Source organism: Streptomyces sp. PH10-H1, assembly GCF_030063355.1.
In the GTDB taxonomy this organism is placed as follows: domain Bacteria; phylum Actinomycetota; class Actinomycetes; order Streptomycetales; family Streptomycetaceae; genus Actinacidiphila.
Map to the genome: position 1 here is coordinate 1 of NZ_JASISZ010000040.1, position 16,595 is coordinate 16,595.

20 protein-coding genes, 1 other RNA gene and 1 pseudogene are annotated in these 16,595 nt (G+C 68.8%); 14 read left to right on the plus strand and 8 right to left on the minus strand.

Translation table 11 applies throughout. The annotated features are described in order from the left end of the window. From QMK24_RS23190 to QMK24_RS23205, 4 genes are all read left to right on the plus strand, one after another. Positions 1-1,027 (plus strand): DUF8189 domain-containing protein (locus QMK24_RS23190; RefSeq protein WP_502989160.1); only part of this gene is annotated, 1,027 nt, incomplete at its 5' end. A 104-nt stretch (positions 1,028-1,131) separates the two neighbouring features. Next, the gene (gene prfB / locus QMK24_RS23195; RefSeq protein ID WP_283468549.1) at positions 1,132-2,253 is read left to right on the plus strand and encodes a peptide chain release factor 2; all 1,122 of its coding nucleotides are present in this window, start codon (positions 1,132-1,134) and stop codon (positions 2,251-2,253) included. Between the two features lie 247 nt (positions 2,254-2,500). Continuing rightward, positions 2,501-3,427, plus strand: a complete 927-nt coding sequence (locus tag QMK24_RS23200; protein WP_283468552.1) for a hypothetical protein — start codon at positions 2,501-2,503, stop codon at positions 3,425-3,427. Positions 3,428-3,750: 323 nt separating this feature from the next. Continuing rightward, the gene (locus QMK24_RS23205) at positions 3,751-4,296 is read left to right on the plus strand and encodes a DUF3710 domain-containing protein (RefSeq protein ID WP_283468641.1); all 546 of its coding nucleotides are present in this window, start codon (positions 3,751-3,753) and stop codon (positions 4,294-4,296) included. A 427-nt stretch (positions 4,297-4,723) separates the two neighbouring features. Here the strand turns inward: QMK24_RS23205 and QMK24_RS23210 are convergent, their stop codons facing one another. Both QMK24_RS23210 and QMK24_RS23215 read right to left on the minus strand, forming a co-directional pair. Then, positions 4,724-5,044 carry a type II toxin-antitoxin system PemK/MazF family toxin gene (locus QMK24_RS23210; RefSeq protein WP_283468555.1) on the minus strand — a complete coding sequence of 107 codons (321 nt, stop codon included), beginning with the start codon at positions 5,042-5,044 and terminating at the stop codon, positions 4,724-4,726. Between the two features lie 6 nt (positions 5,045-5,050). Next, a complete protein-coding gene (locus tag QMK24_RS23215; protein WP_283468557.1) occupies positions 5,051-5,314 on the minus strand; it encodes a hypothetical protein in 264 nt (87 codons plus the stop codon). Here QMK24_RS23215 and QMK24_RS23220 point away from each other — a divergent pair. Further along, entirely contained in the window at positions 5,304-5,759 is a 456-nt protein-coding gene (locus tag QMK24_RS23220; protein ID WP_283468558.1) for a helix-turn-helix domain-containing protein, read from the plus strand. The two genes, QMK24_RS23215 and QMK24_RS23220, sit on opposite strands and share 11 nt — an antisense overlap. Before the next feature lie 227 nt (positions 5,760-5,986). On the opposite strand, the gene QMK24_RS41890 is transcribed toward QMK24_RS23220, so the two are convergent. Next, positions 5,987-6,139 carry a hypothetical protein gene (locus tag QMK24_RS41890; RefSeq protein WP_502962639.1) on the minus strand — a complete coding sequence of 51 codons (153 nt, stop codon included), beginning with the start codon at positions 6,137-6,139 and terminating at the stop codon, positions 5,987-5,989. A 57-nt stretch (positions 6,140-6,196) separates the two neighbouring features. Between QMK24_RS41890 and QMK24_RS41895 the strand changes: the two genes are divergently transcribed. Continuing rightward, positions 6,197-6,328, plus strand: coding sequence for a hypothetical protein (locus QMK24_RS41895; RefSeq protein WP_502962640.1), 132 nt, complete (start codon positions 6,197-6,199; stop codon positions 6,326-6,328). 21 nt (positions 6,329-6,349) lie between these two features. Here the strand turns inward: QMK24_RS41895 and QMK24_RS23230 are convergent, their stop codons facing one another. Next, complete coding sequence (locus tag QMK24_RS23230) at positions 6,350-6,556, minus strand: DUF397 domain-containing protein (protein ID WP_283468563.1); 207 nt, start codon at positions 6,554-6,556, stop codon at positions 6,350-6,352. Positions 6,557-6,567: 11 nt separating this feature from the next. After that, positions 6,568-7,419, minus strand: a complete 852-nt coding sequence (locus QMK24_RS23235; protein WP_283468565.1) for a helix-turn-helix domain-containing protein — start codon at positions 7,417-7,419, stop codon at positions 6,568-6,570. 273 nt (positions 7,420-7,692) lie between these two features. Between QMK24_RS23235 and QMK24_RS23240 the strand changes: the two genes are divergently transcribed. Continuing rightward, complete coding sequence (locus QMK24_RS23240; RefSeq protein WP_283468567.1) at positions 7,693-8,136, plus strand: ATP-binding protein; 444 nt, start codon at positions 7,693-7,695, stop codon at positions 8,134-8,136. Between the two features lie 223 nt (positions 8,137-8,359). Continuing rightward, entirely contained in the window at positions 8,360-8,641 is a 282-nt protein-coding gene (locus tag QMK24_RS23245) for a hypothetical protein (RefSeq protein WP_283468570.1), read from the plus strand. Positions 8,642-8,949: 308 nt separating this feature from the next. On the opposite strand, the pseudogene QMK24_RS23250 reads toward QMK24_RS23245, so the two are convergent. Continuing rightward, positions 8,950-9,505 (minus strand): annotated as a pseudogene (locus tag QMK24_RS23250) (MMPL family transporter); the annotation flags it as partial. A gap of 127 nt (positions 9,506-9,632) precedes the next feature. After that, complete coding sequence (locus QMK24_RS23255) at positions 9,633-9,821, minus strand: hypothetical protein (protein WP_283468573.1); 189 nt, start codon at positions 9,819-9,821, stop codon at positions 9,633-9,635. A 274-nt stretch (positions 9,822-10,095) separates the two neighbouring features. Between QMK24_RS23255 and ftsE the strand changes: the two genes are divergently transcribed. From ftsE to ssrA, 5 genes are all read left to right on the plus strand, one after another. Next, positions 10,096-10,785 (plus strand): cell division ATP-binding protein FtsE, encoded by a 690-nt coding sequence (gene ftsE / locus QMK24_RS23260; protein WP_283468574.1) that lies wholly within the window; start codon positions 10,096-10,098, stop codon positions 10,783-10,785. A 73-nt stretch (positions 10,786-10,858) separates the two neighbouring features. Beyond that, on the plus strand, positions 10,859-11,776 hold the full coding sequence (gene ftsX, locus QMK24_RS23265) for a permease-like cell division protein FtsX (protein WP_283468575.1): 918 nt from the start codon (positions 10,859-10,861) through the stop codon (positions 11,774-11,776). A 78-nt stretch (positions 11,777-11,854) separates the two neighbouring features. Beyond that, a complete protein-coding gene (locus tag QMK24_RS23270) occupies positions 11,855-13,060 on the plus strand; it encodes a S41 family peptidase (RefSeq protein WP_283468577.1) in 1,206 nt (401 codons plus the stop codon). A gap of 18 nt (positions 13,061-13,078) precedes the next feature. Then, positions 13,079-13,558, plus strand: a complete 480-nt coding sequence (smpB, locus tag QMK24_RS23275) for an SsrA-binding protein SmpB (RefSeq protein ID WP_283468578.1) — start codon at positions 13,079-13,081, stop codon at positions 13,556-13,558. 147 nt (positions 13,559-13,705) lie between these two features. Further along, positions 13,706-14,094: a transfer-messenger RNA gene (gene ssrA, locus QMK24_RS23280) on the plus strand. 27 nt (positions 14,095-14,121) lie between these two features. On the opposite strand, the gene QMK24_RS23285 is transcribed toward ssrA, so the two are convergent. Beyond that, positions 14,122-15,456 (minus strand): MFS transporter, encoded by a 1,335-nt coding sequence (locus QMK24_RS23285; protein ID WP_283468579.1) that lies wholly within the window; start codon positions 15,454-15,456, stop codon positions 14,122-14,124. 110 nt (positions 15,457-15,566) lie between these two features. Here QMK24_RS23285 and QMK24_RS23290 point away from each other — a divergent pair, with 110 nt between their 5' ends. Beyond that, positions 15,567-16,538 carry a LysR family transcriptional regulator gene (locus tag QMK24_RS23290; protein ID WP_283468582.1) on the plus strand — a complete coding sequence of 324 codons (972 nt, stop codon included), beginning with the start codon at positions 15,567-15,569 and terminating at the stop codon, positions 16,536-16,538. The last annotated feature ends 57 nt before the right edge of the window (positions 16,539-16,595 follow it).

Genomic DNA, 16,595 nt, shown 5'->3' on the forward strand with positions numbered 1-16,595 from the left:
GGCTTGGACGGGCGGCTGGGGCATCGCCTCGCTGGGCGGCGACTCCGGTCAGCAGACCCCCGCGGACAACGACCACCCCACCACCGCCCCGCCCGCCAGCCCCCCGTCCAAGCCCACCCCACCCACCGCGGGGGCCGCCTCACCACAGGGCTCCGTCGGCGACCCGGTCGAGCTGCCGCACTGGTCGGCGTTCACCGATGTGCCCGCCGCACGCGTGAAGCTGGTCGGCGGCCCGCGCGCCATCACCGTGGGAAAGACCACCTATGTGTTCGCCCGGGGCGAGGACAACGACGTGTGGTATCTCACCCGGAGTGCCGGCGCCTCGGGCGGCTACAGCGCCTGGACCCGCCTCACCGGCATAGGAGTCGCCGACGACCCGGCGGTCGTCTCGGCCTCGCCCGGCCGCCTCGACCTGTTCGGCCTCGGTACGGACGGCCTGCTCTACCGGCGGACCATGATCAACGGGATCTGGAACCAGTGGTACCAGGTCGACGAGCGCACCCGGTTCGACGCCGCCCCGGCCGCCGCGTCCTCGGCACCCGGCCGGATCGACCTCGTCGGCCGGTCCGGCGGCGAGCTGGTCACGGCGTCGCTCGTCGGCACCCGCTGGAACGCCTGGTCCGTCGTCCCCACCCCCGGCCGCATCACGGCCGCCCCCGGGCTCGTCTCCCGCGCAGCCGACACCCTCGACGCGTTCGTCGTCCGCAAGGCCGACGGCGCGGTGCTGCGACTCCCGTACGCGGCCGGCGCCTGGCGGCCCCCGGTCGTTCTGCGCGGTCTGGACGCCACCGGCCGCCCCGAGCCGCTGGCCTCGGGCGACCGTGTCTACGCCTTCGCGCCCGCCGCCTCAGGCGGCCTCACGCAGGCCGCGGGCCCGGCGGCCACGGGCGCGGACTGGGCCGTCGAGGCCCTCCCGGGCGCCGCTGCCGCCACCACCCCGGCCGCCGTCACGTCCTCCGGCCGCGTCCTCGAGTTGTACGTCCGCACCCCCGACGGCGCCCTCAGCCGCGCCACCGCCCAGGTCTGAGGGACGCCCCGGTCCGGTCACACGGAGGTCGCACCGGGGTCCCGCCGGGATCCCACCGGCACCGGGCGAGAACGTCCCGTTCGACCAGCCGGTAGTCTGGACCCGTGGCAGTCGTCGATGTATCCGAAGAGCTGAAGTCCCTCTCCTCGACCATGGGGTCGATCGAGGCCGTCCTGGACCTCGACGCGATGCGGGCCGATATCGTCGTTCTCGAGGAGCAGGCCGCGGCCCCCTCCCTCTGGGACGACCCGGACGCGGCGCAGAAGATCACGAGCAAGCTCTCGCACCTCCAGGCCGAGCTGCGCAAGGCCGAGCAGCTCCGCGGCCGGATCGACGACCTGTCGTTGATGTTCGAGCTCGCCGAGGACGAGGGCGACGCCGATGCCCTCGCCGAGGCCGAGGAAGAGCTGGTCTCGGTCCGCAAGGCGCTCGACGAACTGGAGATCCGCACCCTCCTCTCCGGTGAGTACGACTCCCGTGAGGCCCTCGTCAACATCCGTGCGGAAGCCGGTGGCGTGGACGCCGCCGACTTCGCCGAGCAGCTCCAGCGCATGTATCTGCGCTGGGCCGAGCGCCACGGCTACCAGACGGAGGTCTACGAGACCTCCTACGCCGAAGAGGCCGGCATCAAGTCGACCACCTTCGCCGTGAAGGCCCCGTACGCGTACGGCACCCTCTCCGTCGAGCAGGGCACCCACCGCCTGGTGCGCATCTCGCCCTTCGACAACCAGGGCCGCCGCCAGACCTCCTTCGCCGGCGTCGAGGTACTTCCCGTCGTCGAGAAGACCGACCACCTCGAGATCGACGAGTCCGAGCTGCGCGTCGACGTCTACCGCGCCTCCGGCCCCGGCGGCCAGGGCGTCAACACCACCGACTCCGCGGTGCGGCTGACCCACATCCCCACCGGCATCGTGGTCTCCTGCCAGAACGAGCGCTCGCAGATCCAGAACAAGGCCAGCGCCATGAACGTCCTCCAGGCCAAGCTCCTTGAGCGGCGCCGCCAGGAGGAGCAGGCCCTGATGGACTCCCTCGGCAAGAGCGACGGCGGCAACTCCTGGGGCAGCCAGATGCGCTCGTACGTCCTTCACCCGTACCAGATGGTCAAGGACCTGCGCACCGACTACGAGGTCGGCAACCCGCAGGGCGCCCTCGACGGTGACATCGACGGCTTCATCGAGGCGGGCATCCGCTGGCGCAAGGGCCAGCAGAAGGCCTCTCAGGGCTGACGCCCGACCCGCTCGTTCCTGTCGGCAACTGCCGTCCTTTGGGTGGCAGTTGCTTCTTTTATGTCACAGCCACATACACAACTGCCCGGCAAATAGCGCTAATTCCGGCATTCCGTGTGGAATGGCCTTGACGCTGCCGTGAATTATGGGAAAGGTGTTGCGCGGCATGCGTATGACCGGGGCGTGAGTCGCCGCCCTGTCCATAGCTGCTCCATTTACGCGATCCGCTACTGGGGGTAGTTACCAGATGAGCAAGAAGAACACTCGGCTGCGCATGGCTCGTATAGCCGCCGCCGCCGTCATCGCCACCGGCGCGTCCCTGACGGCCGTGGGCGCGGCCCAGGCCGTCTCAGGTACCGCGCATGTCGAGGTCACCACACAGGCCGCGGGTGACACCGACGGCGGCACCATCACCGGTTCCACCGGTGCCACTACTGCGGCTGTCACCCAGGGCACGACCGGTTCCACGAGCACGACCGGTTCCACGAGCACGACCGGTTCGACGGGCACCACCGGTTCGACCGGCACGACTGGTTCGACGGGCACCACCGGTTCGACCGGGACCACTGGTTCGACGGGCACGACCGGTTCGACCGGGACGACTGGTTCGACGGGCACGACCGGTTCGACCGGCACGACTGGTTCGACGGGCACGACCGGTTCGACCGGCACGACTGGTTCGACGGGGACGACTGGTTCGACGGGCACGACCGGTTCGACCGGCACGACTGGTTCGACGGGCACCACCGGTTCGACCGGCACGACCGGTTCGACGGGCACCACCGGTTCGACCGGCACGACCGGTTCGACCGGGACCACGGGTTCGACGGGCACCACCGGGACCACCGGAACCACCGGTTCGACCGGGACCACCGGCACCACCACCACGGGTGGAACCACCGGTGGTTCGACCGGCACCACCGGGGGATCCACCAACGGTTCGACCGGTGGCGGCAACACCTGCACCCTGACCGGTGACAGCGTCAACTGCAACAACACCGGCACCGACAACCAGAACACCAAGCCGGTGGCGCAGGGCAACACCAACCAGGAGCTGGCCAAGACCGGTTCCGGCGAGACCACCTTCCTGCTGGTCGGTGCCGCGACGATGATCGCCGGTGGCATCGGCTTCCGCATGATGCCGACCATGGTCAACCGCCGTACTGCGGCCTGACCTGCGGTAACAATTCACGCGAGGGGGCCCCGGCGCCCGCAGGCGGCGCGCTCCGGGCCCCTCTCGCGTGCGGTGGCTCAGGAGCCGTCGGGGGACGGGAGTGTCTTTTTCTTGGCTCTGTTCCGTAGTCGGTGGTGACGTTGAGTTCCTGCCTGCCACCATGAGGCATGCTTGACGTCAACGCCCTTGTAGGCATGGTGTTTTCTGGATTGACGGCGCGCGGTTCTGGAGGAACGAAGCCTCCCCGCGGCTGAGGTCGATGTCTTCCTGGCATTCGCGGAAGAGGCATCCGAGGGGTCGTCCAGGCGGAAGACCGATACCGTCTGGCGCAACGTGGCAGGGATGCGGGCCCATGGGATGCGAGCGAGGCCGACCGTGCCGCCGGTGACCACATTGACCTCGGCGGTCTCCGGATTCCCTCCAGCCAGGGGCTGAAGCTCCGACCGGTGTACGGCAGGCGTGGCGACGAGGTCGAGGCAGTCGGCATCGTTTCCGGCCGTACGGCGCTTCAGCTGCAGGCATTCCGCGCGGCCGAAGGACGCCCCTGGAACAGGATCCGCGGGGAGCTGCTCGCCAAGTTGATTGCTGGTCGCGGTGAGGCAAAGGAGTGGGCCGGACCAGCCGGAGTCGAGATCAGGTCGAATCAGCCCGTGACGAAGTCGGATGGTTCGCGCGGCGTCATGGCGGTCCGGTTTCTCGGTTGCGACGGCCCTGGTTGGTTGCTCCGCGGTGTAGTGACCGGTGAGGGAGCCGCTCCCGACAGCACGGACCAATGGGCCTTCGAGACCTTTATGAACACCATCGTTGACCCCACCTGCCCTGGCGGCTCATCCATCGAATTGAAACGGCCGCAGTCGGGATGGTCCTGAGAGTTTGGGTATGCCACCAAAGGCGCTGGTGGACTGAGTTCTGGTCACAGGCCAGGATAGTTATTGATCCGAAACGCTAATGTTTCGCGATTCGATCGTGTAGCGGACGTGCGGGCCGTGGAAGTATCCCCGGACCATGTTCGGCTGCCGTTGTCGTCGGCGGAAGAACGGCGGGTCCCGTCGGCGAGTTGGCCCGATCCAGTAGGTATTCGAGGGCATCTTGAGCCGCCTGCCCGGCGTGGGACCCGCGCCGGCCGCGCTCCGGGCCACGGGGCAGAGCGGCGGGCAGGCAAGGTGTGTGCCTGCCGCAAGGCGAGCGTCGGCCCTGATCACGACCGGCCCCGCATCGGACGACCCCGGCCCAAGATTTCCCCAACCCCCCAGGCGGGCGGTGGGTGATCCGAGTCGGGGTCCTGAGGTGACGTCTCTACAGGGCGAGGGCGGCGCGCAGACCGGCGGCGACCTTCACCATCGTCGCGGGGGACAGGGCGCCCCGGTCTTCTTCCAGGTCGCTGCGGTAGAGCAGGGCGACGTCGTCGCAGAGGGCGCGGCCGACGAGTGGGTCGGCGGGGCCGAGTTGGATGATGCTGGGCAGGTCGGGCTTGACGCTGTTGGTCAGGCGCACGGCCAGGCAGTCCGACAGGGCGCGGTTGCGGGCGTTGTTGGACACCACCAGCCAGGGCTTGCGGCCTGCGCCGATGTCGGCCATGTAGATCCGACCGCGTACCGGGATGAGCTCGGAACCCATGGAGGATCAGTCCCCCAGGCGGGCGGCACGGGCACGCATGGCACGGCGGCTGTCGCGGTCCTCGTCGTTCTCGGGGGCGGCCAAGGCGGCGTATCCGCCGATCATGACGCGCTCGATGACGGCGACCCGCCCGGCCGTGAGCAGAGCGTGCCGGGTCTCGGCCTCGGAGGCGTCGTCGGACAGCAGTATCGGCTTGCGTTTTTTTCGCCTCGGAAGATGATGGAGGTGATCGCGGCGCGTGTCTGGGAGGAGCAGGGCGATGAGTCTCATGCCGGTGATAGAGCCGGAGGGCGATTCCGAGCGGCTGCGTCTCCTTGCCGCGCGCTTGTCCTCACGCCACACGTTGCGGCTGGTGGTGGATGACGGTGATGCGGTGGAGCTGCCGGATTCCGTGTCGCGGCTTCTGGCCGAGGTCGTGCCCATGCTGGCGCGGGGGCGAGCCGTCTCCGTGGTACCGAGGGCGACCGAGCTGACCACGGGGGAAGCGGCTGAACTGATTGGTGTGTCCCGCCCGACCATGGTCAAGCTGCTCGAGGACGGGCTCATCCCGTTCAGTCGTCCGAACGCGGGCCGGCGGGTGGCGTTGCACGATGTGCTCGCGTACAAGGAACGCCGCAGTCGTGAACGACGCCAGGGGCTCGACGAGTTGACGGCGGACGCGGTCGTCATGGGGGTCTACGACGAGGACATTCGTCGTGGCCGTCGCGGTGAGTGAGGGTTTACGCCAGTGATCACAGTGGTTCTGGATGCGTGCGTGCTGATCCCGAGTGTGCTCGCCGACACCCTCTTACGCTGCGCCGAGCAGGAGCTGTTCCGACCTGTATGGAGCGCTGACCTCCTTGAGGAGGTCCGGCGCAATCTCCCGGACTCCGTGCACTCGGCGGCGGCGGATCGGCGCATCGCGGCGATGCGGCGTTATTTCCCGGAAGCCGAGACCGTCGGCTACGAACACTTGATCGCGGGACTGACCAACACCCCAAGGATCGGCACGTCCTCGCCGTCGCGATTGTCGCCGATGCGGAGATCATCGTCACCGCCAATCTCCGCGATTTTCCGGCTTCGGCTCTGGACGACTACGCCGTCGAAGCGCTGCATCCGGACGACTTCCTGTGTGGCCTGTACGACGGCGCCCCGGAGGTACTGGAACGGGTCATGACCGAGCAGGCAGAGGCGACGGGACGGGGTGGCCGTCCCAAACTCTCCGTTGACGACGTGCTGACCGGTCTGATCGGCGCCAAAGCCGTCCGCTTCGCCCATCGGGTCCGCTCCGGGATGCTTCCCTAGGCGCGTACCCCGCGATGTCCTTCACCCGACGTCGTGGTGGGCCAGCGCGTTCGCCTTGATGCTGCGGAGGAAGGCTCCCAGGGCGGCCGAGGTGGTCGTGAGGACGACGTCCGGGCTGTCGCTCTCGCGGAGGTGGAGTCCGGTGGGGGATATGCCGATTTCGACGCAGTCGTTTCCCTGGGCTCCTCCGGAGAATGAGGATTTCTGCCAGGTGATCGATGACGGCACTGCTCTGCCTTTCACATGTCCTGCGCGATGCGGTGGATGAAATCGCGTGACCCGTCGGCGGTGAGCGACGAGGCTTCGATCCGGTCGAAGAGGGCGCGGTACTTCCTCAGTTGGGCCTCCGCGTCGAGGAAGATGCTGCCGTGCGCCGTGTCCAGCTGGACCGTGTCGAGTTGGGAGACGGCACCGCCGGCGTAGAGCATGGAGAATCCTGCGCCCGCGAAGTCGTCCACGTCGAAGGGGATGACGCGTACGGTTACGTTGTCCCGTTCGGACAGGCTCAGGATGTGGTCGAGCTGGGCTCGGGACGATTTCACACCGCCCACCTTGATGCGCAACGCGGCCTCGTGGATGACGGCTTCAAATGCCGGAGCCCCCTCACGCTCGATCACCTCACGCCGCCGCATGCGATGAGTGACTTCGGCCTCGAGCTCGTTCGCGGGCAAGTCCGGGTTGACGTAGGCGAAGGCGGCGCGCACTCGGTCCTCGGTCTGGAGGATGCCGGGGATGTGCAGCACTTGGAGTGTGCGCAGGTAGGTGGAGTGGTGCTCCAGCGCCGCGAGGTCAAGCGCCTGCGGGACGAGGGTTCCCCGGTACTCCTCCCACCAGCCTTTGCCTCGTTCGTTCGCCATGGCGACGAGGGCATCGACGAGGTGGGCGTCATCGCATACGTAGAAGGCGGCCAGTGAGCGGAGCCGTTCCTCGCTGATTCCGAAGCGGCCCGACTCGATGTGGCTGACCTGAGTGTGGCTGGCGCCGAGACGCGCGGCGGTTTCGCGTGCGGTGATGCCGGCGGCATCGCGCAGCTTGCGCAGCTCCGTGCCGAGTCGCACCTGACGTGCTGTGGGGTTGATCCTCGGCGGCATGCGGTCCTTCCCTCGTGTCGCTACAGAGTGTGCCGCTTCGGCTCGTGATGGTCCACGGCGGTCCGTGCGGATTTGCGGAAACAGTTGATACGTATCACCTCTTTACTCTAGTGTCTGTGGCGTACCTCACAGGAGAGGGGTGGTGGTCACCCACCGCTCCAACTGCCTTGCCCTGCCCGCGCATCGGAAGCGCACCCCTCGCTCGCGAGGGGCAATGCCACCGCCGGGCAACGGTGTTCGTCCCTCACTCCCCCCACGGAAGACGAGTCGTCCATGAACCTGCAGACCCCCACGTGGCCGCCCGACGGCCGCGCGCTGCCGCACTCGTACACGCTGTTCTGCCCGCCGCTGATCACTTCCCCCTGCATCGCCCGCGACTTCGTCGCATCCGTCCTGCGTTCGCTCGGCCTGCACCGCATCATCGACGCCGCCGAGGTCTGCGCATCCGAGCTGGTCACCAATGCCTATCAGCACGCCAAGGGAGTCGGTTCGCTGCTGTGGCTCGCCGTCGAGGGGTCGTACATCCGGATCACGGTCTACGACGGCACGCCGGATCCGCCGGTCGTCGTCCCGGAGGGGTGTGAGGAGGAGGGCGGGCGCGGCCTGTTACTTGTCGCGGCGCTGGCGGACGACTGGGGGACGGTCAAGGGCGCGCCGCTGGGGCCGGTGGCCGGGGAGGGGAAAGGGGTGTGGTTCGCGCTCGCCACGGCGGTGTAGCCGCAGTCCGCCGAATGGCGCCGTGCCGATTGCGCATGCGCTCGTTCTGCCGCAAGGGGCGATGAGTCCCATGCCCGCGACGAGGGCAACCTGGCCGATCTGGCCAGTGCCGGCACCGCCACTTCCACCTCTCGGTGTGGTTGTACGGGCGCGAGGGGCAAGGCTTTGCCGCAGTGAGGTACCGGAGGTACCGTTATTGGGAAGCTGAAGGAGGAGGACTAACATGACCGCAGCCAGTACGACGCGTCGGCAGGCACCGCTCAAGGTCGACCCGGCTATAGACGAGCTGATCTCATCCGGTGCGAACTTCCTGGGCATCACAAAGAAGGACCTGGTGGCCGAAGCGGTGCAGTTCTACCTCGACGCCCGGCGCGAGGACATGCGCCGGCGCATGCAGGACCTGATGCACCAGCTCGACGGCTCCCGGGCGTCCCGGGTTGCGCTCCTGGCCGGACTGAGTCGCGAGCAGCTCGACGCTGTCGGCGGCGTCAACGAGAAGGACTGACCGACCGCCCACGGAACGTGTTCGACCGACCCTGCGCTGCCTGCGTGAAGACCTCCAACTCGCTGCGGGTCCGGTTGACCGGCCGCTGGACGAGATCGACCACCCGCTGCTGGCCAAATCCGGCGTGCAGTTCGCCGACCCCACCACACCGCACGAGCGCATCGCGGCCGTGGACGACCAGATCCTGTTCAAGGTCAAGGTGCAGCGGTGGCGCGGCGCGGTATGGCCCGACGGCCCCGCAGCAGAGGTGCCGCACTGGCTGGTCGCGGCCGGCCTACGCGAAGAAGGCAGTCGCACCGATTTCTACGCATCGGCACGTAACTCTCGATGGGGACCTTGCCCGCCACGCCCAGCGCCGGACCGCCCCAGCCCCACTGGAAGACGGCCACCACGACGCCGTACGAGGCCGCGATGGACAGGACGTTCAGGACCGCCGCCTTGACCGCCACCAGCAGCCCGCGGAAGACGATCAGGATGATGAGGAAGGCGAGCACGACCACCACGGCGATGATCAGGGTCAGACGGCTGGAGACGATGTCCAGGAAGTCGACCTGGGCTGCCGTCGTTCCCGTCACGTAGGCGTGCGCGGCACTGCCCTTGACGGCCTGCGGCAGGATGTCGTCCGTCAGCCGGTTGGCCAGATCCGTGGTGGCCTCGTTCTGTGGCGCCTGCTGTGAATAGGCGGTGCCGACCAGTACATCGCCGTCCTGGGTCGGTTTTCAGCGGGGTGATGGCGGCAGCCCCCGGCACATCCGTGAGCGCCTTCTGCGCCTGTGAGGCGAGAGCTGAGCGGTCGGCCGCGGGCACGGACGTCTGGTCGATGACGACGGTCATCGGCCCGTTCGAACCGGGCCCGAATGCCTCAGGAATCTCGCACCCTCGCGTGTCGTGTCCGCATGGCTACCGTTCGTGATGGTGAACGGTCAAAGGGAAGGGCCCCGGAGCGTGCGCTCCAGGGCCCTCAGTAATAAGTAAGCAGCTATCGCCGCGCCTACGTGGCGTGTTCAACCACCAGGACCACCGCGAGGAGGGCGACGAGGAGGGCGATGAGAGTCGCGGGCGTCAGGGCGGCCCAGGGGTTCTCCTGCTGGAGGCGGGCGCGGTTGGCGCGGCATACCGCGCAGCGGCCCTCGCTGACGGGGCCGGCGCAATTGGCGCACACCAGTCGGTCGCATGTCATGCGATCTCCTCCTCCGTCCAGTGAACGCACCGGTGTGTCGTTCCGTTCCTCCACTGTGCCAGCTTCGGGGCGAATCGGCGCGCCCCGCACGATTCCACGTCGGTGACGTGCATGGCTCGATGCCTGCTTTGTCCCCCTGTGCCCTGTGCGCAAACACACGAACCCACGACGGCGACTGCGCGGTCGTACCCCGTTCGCGTATGGTCGCCCACACCAGGAGAGCCGCCCCCGCGGTTGTCCGCCCCCAATATCCGGCTACCTCACTGGTGCGAACGTGATCCGATTCGACAGCGTCACCAAGACCTACCCCAAGCAGAACCGTCCTGCACTTCGGGATGTCTCGCTGGAGATCGAGAAGGGCGAGTTCGTCTTCCTCGTCGGCTCGTCGGGGTCGGGTAAGTCGACCTTCCTTCGGTTGATCCTCCGTGAGGAGCGCACCGACACCGGTTTGGTGCACGTCCTGGGCAAGGACCTGGCGAGACTCTCCAACTGGAAGGTGCCGCACATGCGGCGCCAGCTGGGCACGGTCTTCCAGGACTTCCGGCTGCTTCCGAACAAGACCGTCGCGGAGAACGTGGCGTTCGCGCTGGAAGTGATCGGCAAGCCGCGCGGGACGATCCGGAAGACGGTTCCCGAGGTCCTGGACCTGGTCGGCCTGGCCGGCAAGGAGGACCGCATGCCGGGTGAGCTGTCGGGTGGTGAGCAGCAGCGTGTGGCCATCGCGCGCGCATTCGTCAACCGCCCGATGCTGCTGATCGCGGACGAGCCGACCGGAAACCTCGACCCGCAGACCTCGGTCGGCATCATGCGTCTCCTGGACCGCATCAACCGCACCGGTACCACCGTGGTCATGGCCACCCACGACCAGAACATCGTCGACCAGATGCGCAAGCGCGTCATTGAGCTCGAGAAGGGGCGACTGGTGCGCGACCAGTCGCGCGGTGTCTACGGCTACCAGCACTGAGCTGCGCACTGAGGTGCGTACCGAGCTGAGTTCTGTTCCGCAGTCGTAGCCACCAGCCCCCTGAAAGGACATCATGCGCGCCCAGTTCGTCCTGTCGGAGATCGGCGTCGGTCTCCGGCGCAATCTCACCATGACCTTCGCCGTGATCATCTCCGTCGCCCTCTCGCTCGCCCTCGCCGGCGGCTCCTGGCTGGCCAATCAGCAGGTCAACCAGATGAAGGGCTACTGGTACGACAAGGTCCAGGTGTCGATCTTCCTCTGCAACAAAGCGGACGTGAAGACCAACCCGACGTGTTCCAAGGGCGCGGTCACGGACGAGCAGAAGAAGGCGATCAAGGCCGACCTGGAGAAGCTCCCCGTCGTCGACACGGTGATCTACGAGTCGGCCCAGGAGGCGTACAAGCACTATCAGGAGCAGTTCAAGGACTCTCCGATCGCCGGGTCCCTCACTCCTGACCAGCTCCAGGAGGCGTACCGGGTCAAGCTCAAGGACCCGACGAAGTTCCAGGTCGTCTCCAGCGCCTTCTCCGGCCGTCCCGGCGTGCAGGAGGTGCAGGACCAGCGCAAGTTGCTGAAGAACCTGTTCGATCTGCTCAACGGCATGACGAAGGTGGCCTACGCGATCCTCGCGTTCATGCTCACCGTCGCGATGCTGCTGATCGTCAACACCGTCCGGGTGTCGGCGTTCAGCCGCCGCCGGGAGACCGGGATCATGCGCCTGGTGGGCGCGTCCGGCTTCTATATCCAGATGCCGTTCATCATGGAGGCGGCCTTCGCCGGGCTGGTCGGCGGAACGCTGGCCTGCGGCATGCTGCTCACCGGCCGGTACTTCCTGATCGACGCCGGGCTGAAGCTGCAGGAGAAGATCCCCCTGGTGAACTTCCTGGGCTGGAACGACGTCATCAAGGTGCTGCCACTGGTCCTCGTGGTCGGCATGCTGATGCCGGCCTTCGCCGCCCTCGTCACGCTGCGTAAATACCTCAAGGTCTGAGCGAGGTCCGAGCGCCGCTTCGGGTGGTCTGCGGTCAACTCTCCGTATGGCGCCCGTTTCTGGCCTAGACTTCCCGCCATGTCCGGCCGGTCGATGTTCGGGACGCCGCGCGGCTCGCGCCGCGGGGTCTCCCTGTCGTTGCTTGTCGGGGGCCTCGGAGTTGTGCTGGCCACCGGAGCGGCCGCCGGCACCTGGGCGAATCCGGCCCGGTCCGCGCCGCGCGCGCAGACCCGGATCCCGGCGGACACCGTCGCCGACACCGACGAGATCGCCAAGGCGATCGACGATGGAAAGGTCGGCCCGGAAGCCGCGGAAGAGCTGGTCAGCCGCAGTGGCGACCGCTGGTCCTCGTTCTACACGGCACAGGAGTACGCGGGGCTGCAACAGGCCCTGGACGGCCGGTATGTAGGCGTCGGACTGTGGGTGCGGCGCACCGGCAAAGGCTGGATCGAAGTGGCGCGGGTGCAGTCGGGCAGCCCGGCCCAGCGCGCGCTGGTGCAGGTCGGCGACCGGTTGCGGTCGATCGACGGCAACCGCGCGGACGGCAAGCCCGTCACCGATGTCGTGGCCGAGCTGCGGGGCGACAACACCGCGCAGTCCCTCGTCCGGCTCGGCCTGGACCACGACGGGCGTAGCCGGGACGTCACGCTGCGTCGCGCGGTTCTCGCCACCGAGGCCGTCACCGTCGGGAAGCTCGCCGAAGGCGTCACCTCCATCAAGATCGAGGCGTTCACCAAGGGCGTCGGCGGCCAGGTGCGTACCGCGGTGCTGGACGCGGTGCACGGCGGCAGCCGCGGAGTGGTCCTCGATCTGCGCGGCAATTCCGGCGGCCTGGTCACCGAGGCCGTCGCTGTCGCCTCCGTCTTCCTCGACGGGGGCCTGGTCGCCACGTACGACGTGCACGGCTGGCAGCGGGCGCTCTACGCCGCCGAGGGCGGCGACACCGGGACCCCGCTGGTCGCGGTGGTCGACGGCGGCACGATGAGCGCCGCGGAACTGCTCGCGGGCGCGCTGCAGGACCGCGGCCGGGCGGTCGTGCTGGGATCCCGGACCTTCGGCAAGGGCTCGGTGCAGATGCCCAGCGAGCTGCCGAACGGCTCGGTCGCCGAGCTGACCGTGGGCCACTACAGCCTGCCGGACGGGCGGAGCGTGGACGGCCGGGGCCTCGAACCGGATCTCGCGGTGGGCGCCGGCCGGGCGCCGGCCGGGACCACCGTCGGGACCTCCGATGGCGCCGTGGCGAAGGCCAGGGAAGTATTGAGTGGCCTCAGACCCCCCTCGTAGTGCGAGAATGGCCGCGCTATGGCGAAAGAGACTGGTCACAAGCTGATCGCGCAGAACAAGAAGGCGCGGCACGATTACCTCATCCTGGACACCTTCGAGGCGGGCCTGGTGCTCACCGGCACCGAGGTCAAGTCGCTGCGGATGGGACGTGCCTCGCTGGTGGACGGCTTCGCGCAGCTGGACGGCGGCGAGGCGTGGCTGCACAACGTCCACATCCCCGAGTACACCCAGGGAACGTGGACGAACCACGCCGCCCGGCGGCGGCGCAAGCTGCTGCTGCACAAGGCCGAGATCGCGAAGCTGATCCACAAGACGCAGGAGTCGGGCCACACCATCATCCCGCTCCAGCTGTACTTCAAGGACGGCCGGGCGAAGGTCGAGATCGCGCTCGCGAAGGGCAAGAAGGAGTACGACAAGCGGCAGACCCTGCGCGAGAAGCAGGACCGCCGTGAGTCGGACAAGGTGATCTCCGCGGCCCGGCGGCGTCAGCGCGGCTGACGCGGTCGTACGGGCCCGGTCGCACCGGCCCGGTCGCACCGGAATGCAGTGGCCCCGTCAGGCCTTGGTCACGTACGATGGGTACAGCGCCGCCGGTTCTCGCGGGTCCGCCCGCAGGCTCCGGTGTGCACATTGATAAAATAACATGGGGATGATCGGTTTCGACTGGGGATGTCGAAGCAGGGGAAGCGAGCCGAGGAAGCGGCAATGATCTCGTTAACCATATGTCGCAAACTATAATCGCCAATTCAAAGCGCGATGTCTCCGCTTTCGCTCTCGCTGCCTAATAAGTAGCTAGACGAAAGCTCTACGGAGTGTCAGCCCAGGAGCTGTTCCCGACCTGGATCCTGGCATAATCTAGGGAACTAAACTTCATGACCCGGTCACGGGGGCTTGAAGGAAACCAAACAGTGACTGAGCCCGTCGGCAACTTGTCCGCGTGATTGCCGGGGCTGAGAAAAGCACAGCGGACTGCGCTCGGAGAAGCCCTGATTCCGCACCACAGGACGCGGGTTCGATTCCCGCCATCTCCACCACCCCATGTATGACGAAGGCCTTGCCGCTCACCGCGGTGGGGCCTTTTTCATGCCCGCGGCCAGCAGCAGCGCCAGCGCTCCCGCGGCGGCGGGGAGCCAGAAGCCGGTGCTTGGGGCGAAGCGTTCGGCGGCGGCGCCGGCGAGGGCGGCGCCCGCGGAGATGCCCGCCAGGATGCCGGTGACGGCGAGCGTCATGCCCTCGTTGAGGCGGGCGGCCGGGACGAGGCTCTGCACGAGGGTCATGCCGTTCACCATGGTCGGGGCGGTGGCGCAGCCGGCGAGGAAGAGGCAGCAGGCGAGCTCCGGCAGATTCCGGGCGAGCAGCGGCAAGGTCATGAGGGCGGCCATCGCGGCCACCGCGCCCGCGAACCGGGCCGTGGCGGGACCGGCCGGCCGGGACAGGCCGTAGAGCAGTCCCGCGACGCCGGATCCGGCGGCCTGCAGGGCGAGTACGGCGCCCGCCGCCGAGGTGTGCCCCTGGGAGTCGGCGTAGGCGATCGTGGTGATCTCCATTGCGCCGAAGACGACCCCGGTGCAGAAGAACACGGCCAGCAGGGCCGGCATGCCGGGTATGCGGACCGGTGACCGGGTACCGGCCCCGGCCCGTCCCGGGGCGGGCGGTTCCGTGCCGCGCTGGGCGGCGAACAGCAGGACGCCGGCGAGCAGCAGCACGTTCGCGACCAGCATGCCCGCCTCGGGGAAGAGCGCCGTGCACAGGAACGCGGCCAGGACCGGGCCGAGCAGGAAGCACAGCTCGTCGGCGACCTGCTCGAAGGAGTTGGCCACATGGCGGGCCGCGGGGTCGTCGCGGTAGAGACGGGCCCAGCGGGCGCGGGCCATGCCGCCGGTGTTCGGGGTGGTCGACTTCGCGATGTACGTGGCGAAGAGTGTCCAGGACGGGGCGTCGTAGCGCACGCACAGCAGCAGGGCCAGACAGGCCGCCACGGACCAGACGGTGGCGGGCACGGCGATCCTGGCCTGCCCGTACTGGTCGGTGAGGCGGGCGACGACCGGGGCGAGGACGGCGGTCGCGGCCATTCCGGCGGCAGCGACGGCGCCGGCCAGGGCGTAGGAGCCACGTGTGGTGGCGACCATGATGATGAGGCTGACGCCGAACATTCCCATGGGGGCGCGGGACAGCAGGCTGCCCACGGTGAACGCGGTGGTGCCAGGAGCGGCGAAGATCCGCCGGTACGCGCCCAGCCGGGAGGGCTCGGACGCTTTACGGGACGGCTCACCGGACGGCCCACGCGACGGCCCACGCGACGGCCGTGCGCCGACCGGGTGGTTGACGGTGCGGTCGGCGGCGATGAGGGTGCCGCCGTTGACCATGAGCAGCAGCAGCGGTGCGGGACGGTGCATGCGATCAGCCTCGTGGCCGGGTCCCGCCGCGGTCCAACACCTGATCGGCGGCCATTGACGCACTCCGGGTGTCAATCGGCGCCGGTGGCCGGCTGGGGTTCAATGGCGGCGTGCCGAACGACATGGATCCCCGCCTGCTGCGCGCCTTCGCCGCCGTCGCCGAGGAGCTGCACTTCTCCCGCGCCGCCGCCACGCTCTATGTGGCCCAGCAGGCCCTCAGCCGTGATGTCCGGCGGCTGGAGCGGGAGTTGGGCACCGAGCTGTTCGTCCGCACCACCCGGCGCGTCGAACTCACCGCCGACGGGGAACGGCTCCTCCCGTACGCGCGCCGGGTGCTCGCGGCGCAGGACGAGCTGGCCGCGGCCTTCGCGGCGGACGGCCGTCCGCTGCTCGTCGACGTCAGCGCGCCCGTCAGTACCGGGCGCCGGGTCCTGGAGGAAGCGCGCGCCACGGCCCCGGGCACCGAGCTGATCGCCCGCTTCCACAGCGGGCTCACCGGCGCCGCCGCGGACATCCTCGCCGGACGGCTGGACGTCTCCTTCGGCCGCGTCGCGGGACTCGCCCCCGCCGTCCTGTCCCGGCTCGACCACCGGCCGGTGCGCTTCGAGCCGATGGCCGTCGTCCTGCCGGAGGACCACGCGCTGGCCCCGCTCCCGGAGATTCCGCTGGACGCTCTCGCCGGGGAGAGGCTCTACGCCGGGGCCGGCAATCCCACCACCGCCGAGTGGACCGACCTCGCCGAGCGGCTCTTCGCGGGCCGGGGAATCGCGGTGGCCGCGCCCTTCCCGCAGATCGAGGGTGAGGCGGAGTTCATCCGGCTGATGCGCAAGCACCGCTGGCCGGTGCTGGCGACCATCGAGTTCCTGGAGCTGCCGGGCGCGGTACTGCGGCCGCTGGTGGACCCCGTCCCGCTCGCCCTCGTCTCGATGGTCTGGCGCCGCGGACTGCGCCACCCCGGGCTGACCGCGCTGCACGAGGCGGTGACCGGTCTGTCGGCGACGGGGGACTGGCTGCACCGGCCCGCCGGCAGCTGGCTGCCCGGCCCCGACGCCCGTCTCACAGCGGCCCCCGGCGCCGGGTGAGTGCATGGTTGCGCCCGCGTCACTTCGGGCCATCGTGCGGTAACCGGCCGTTCCTAC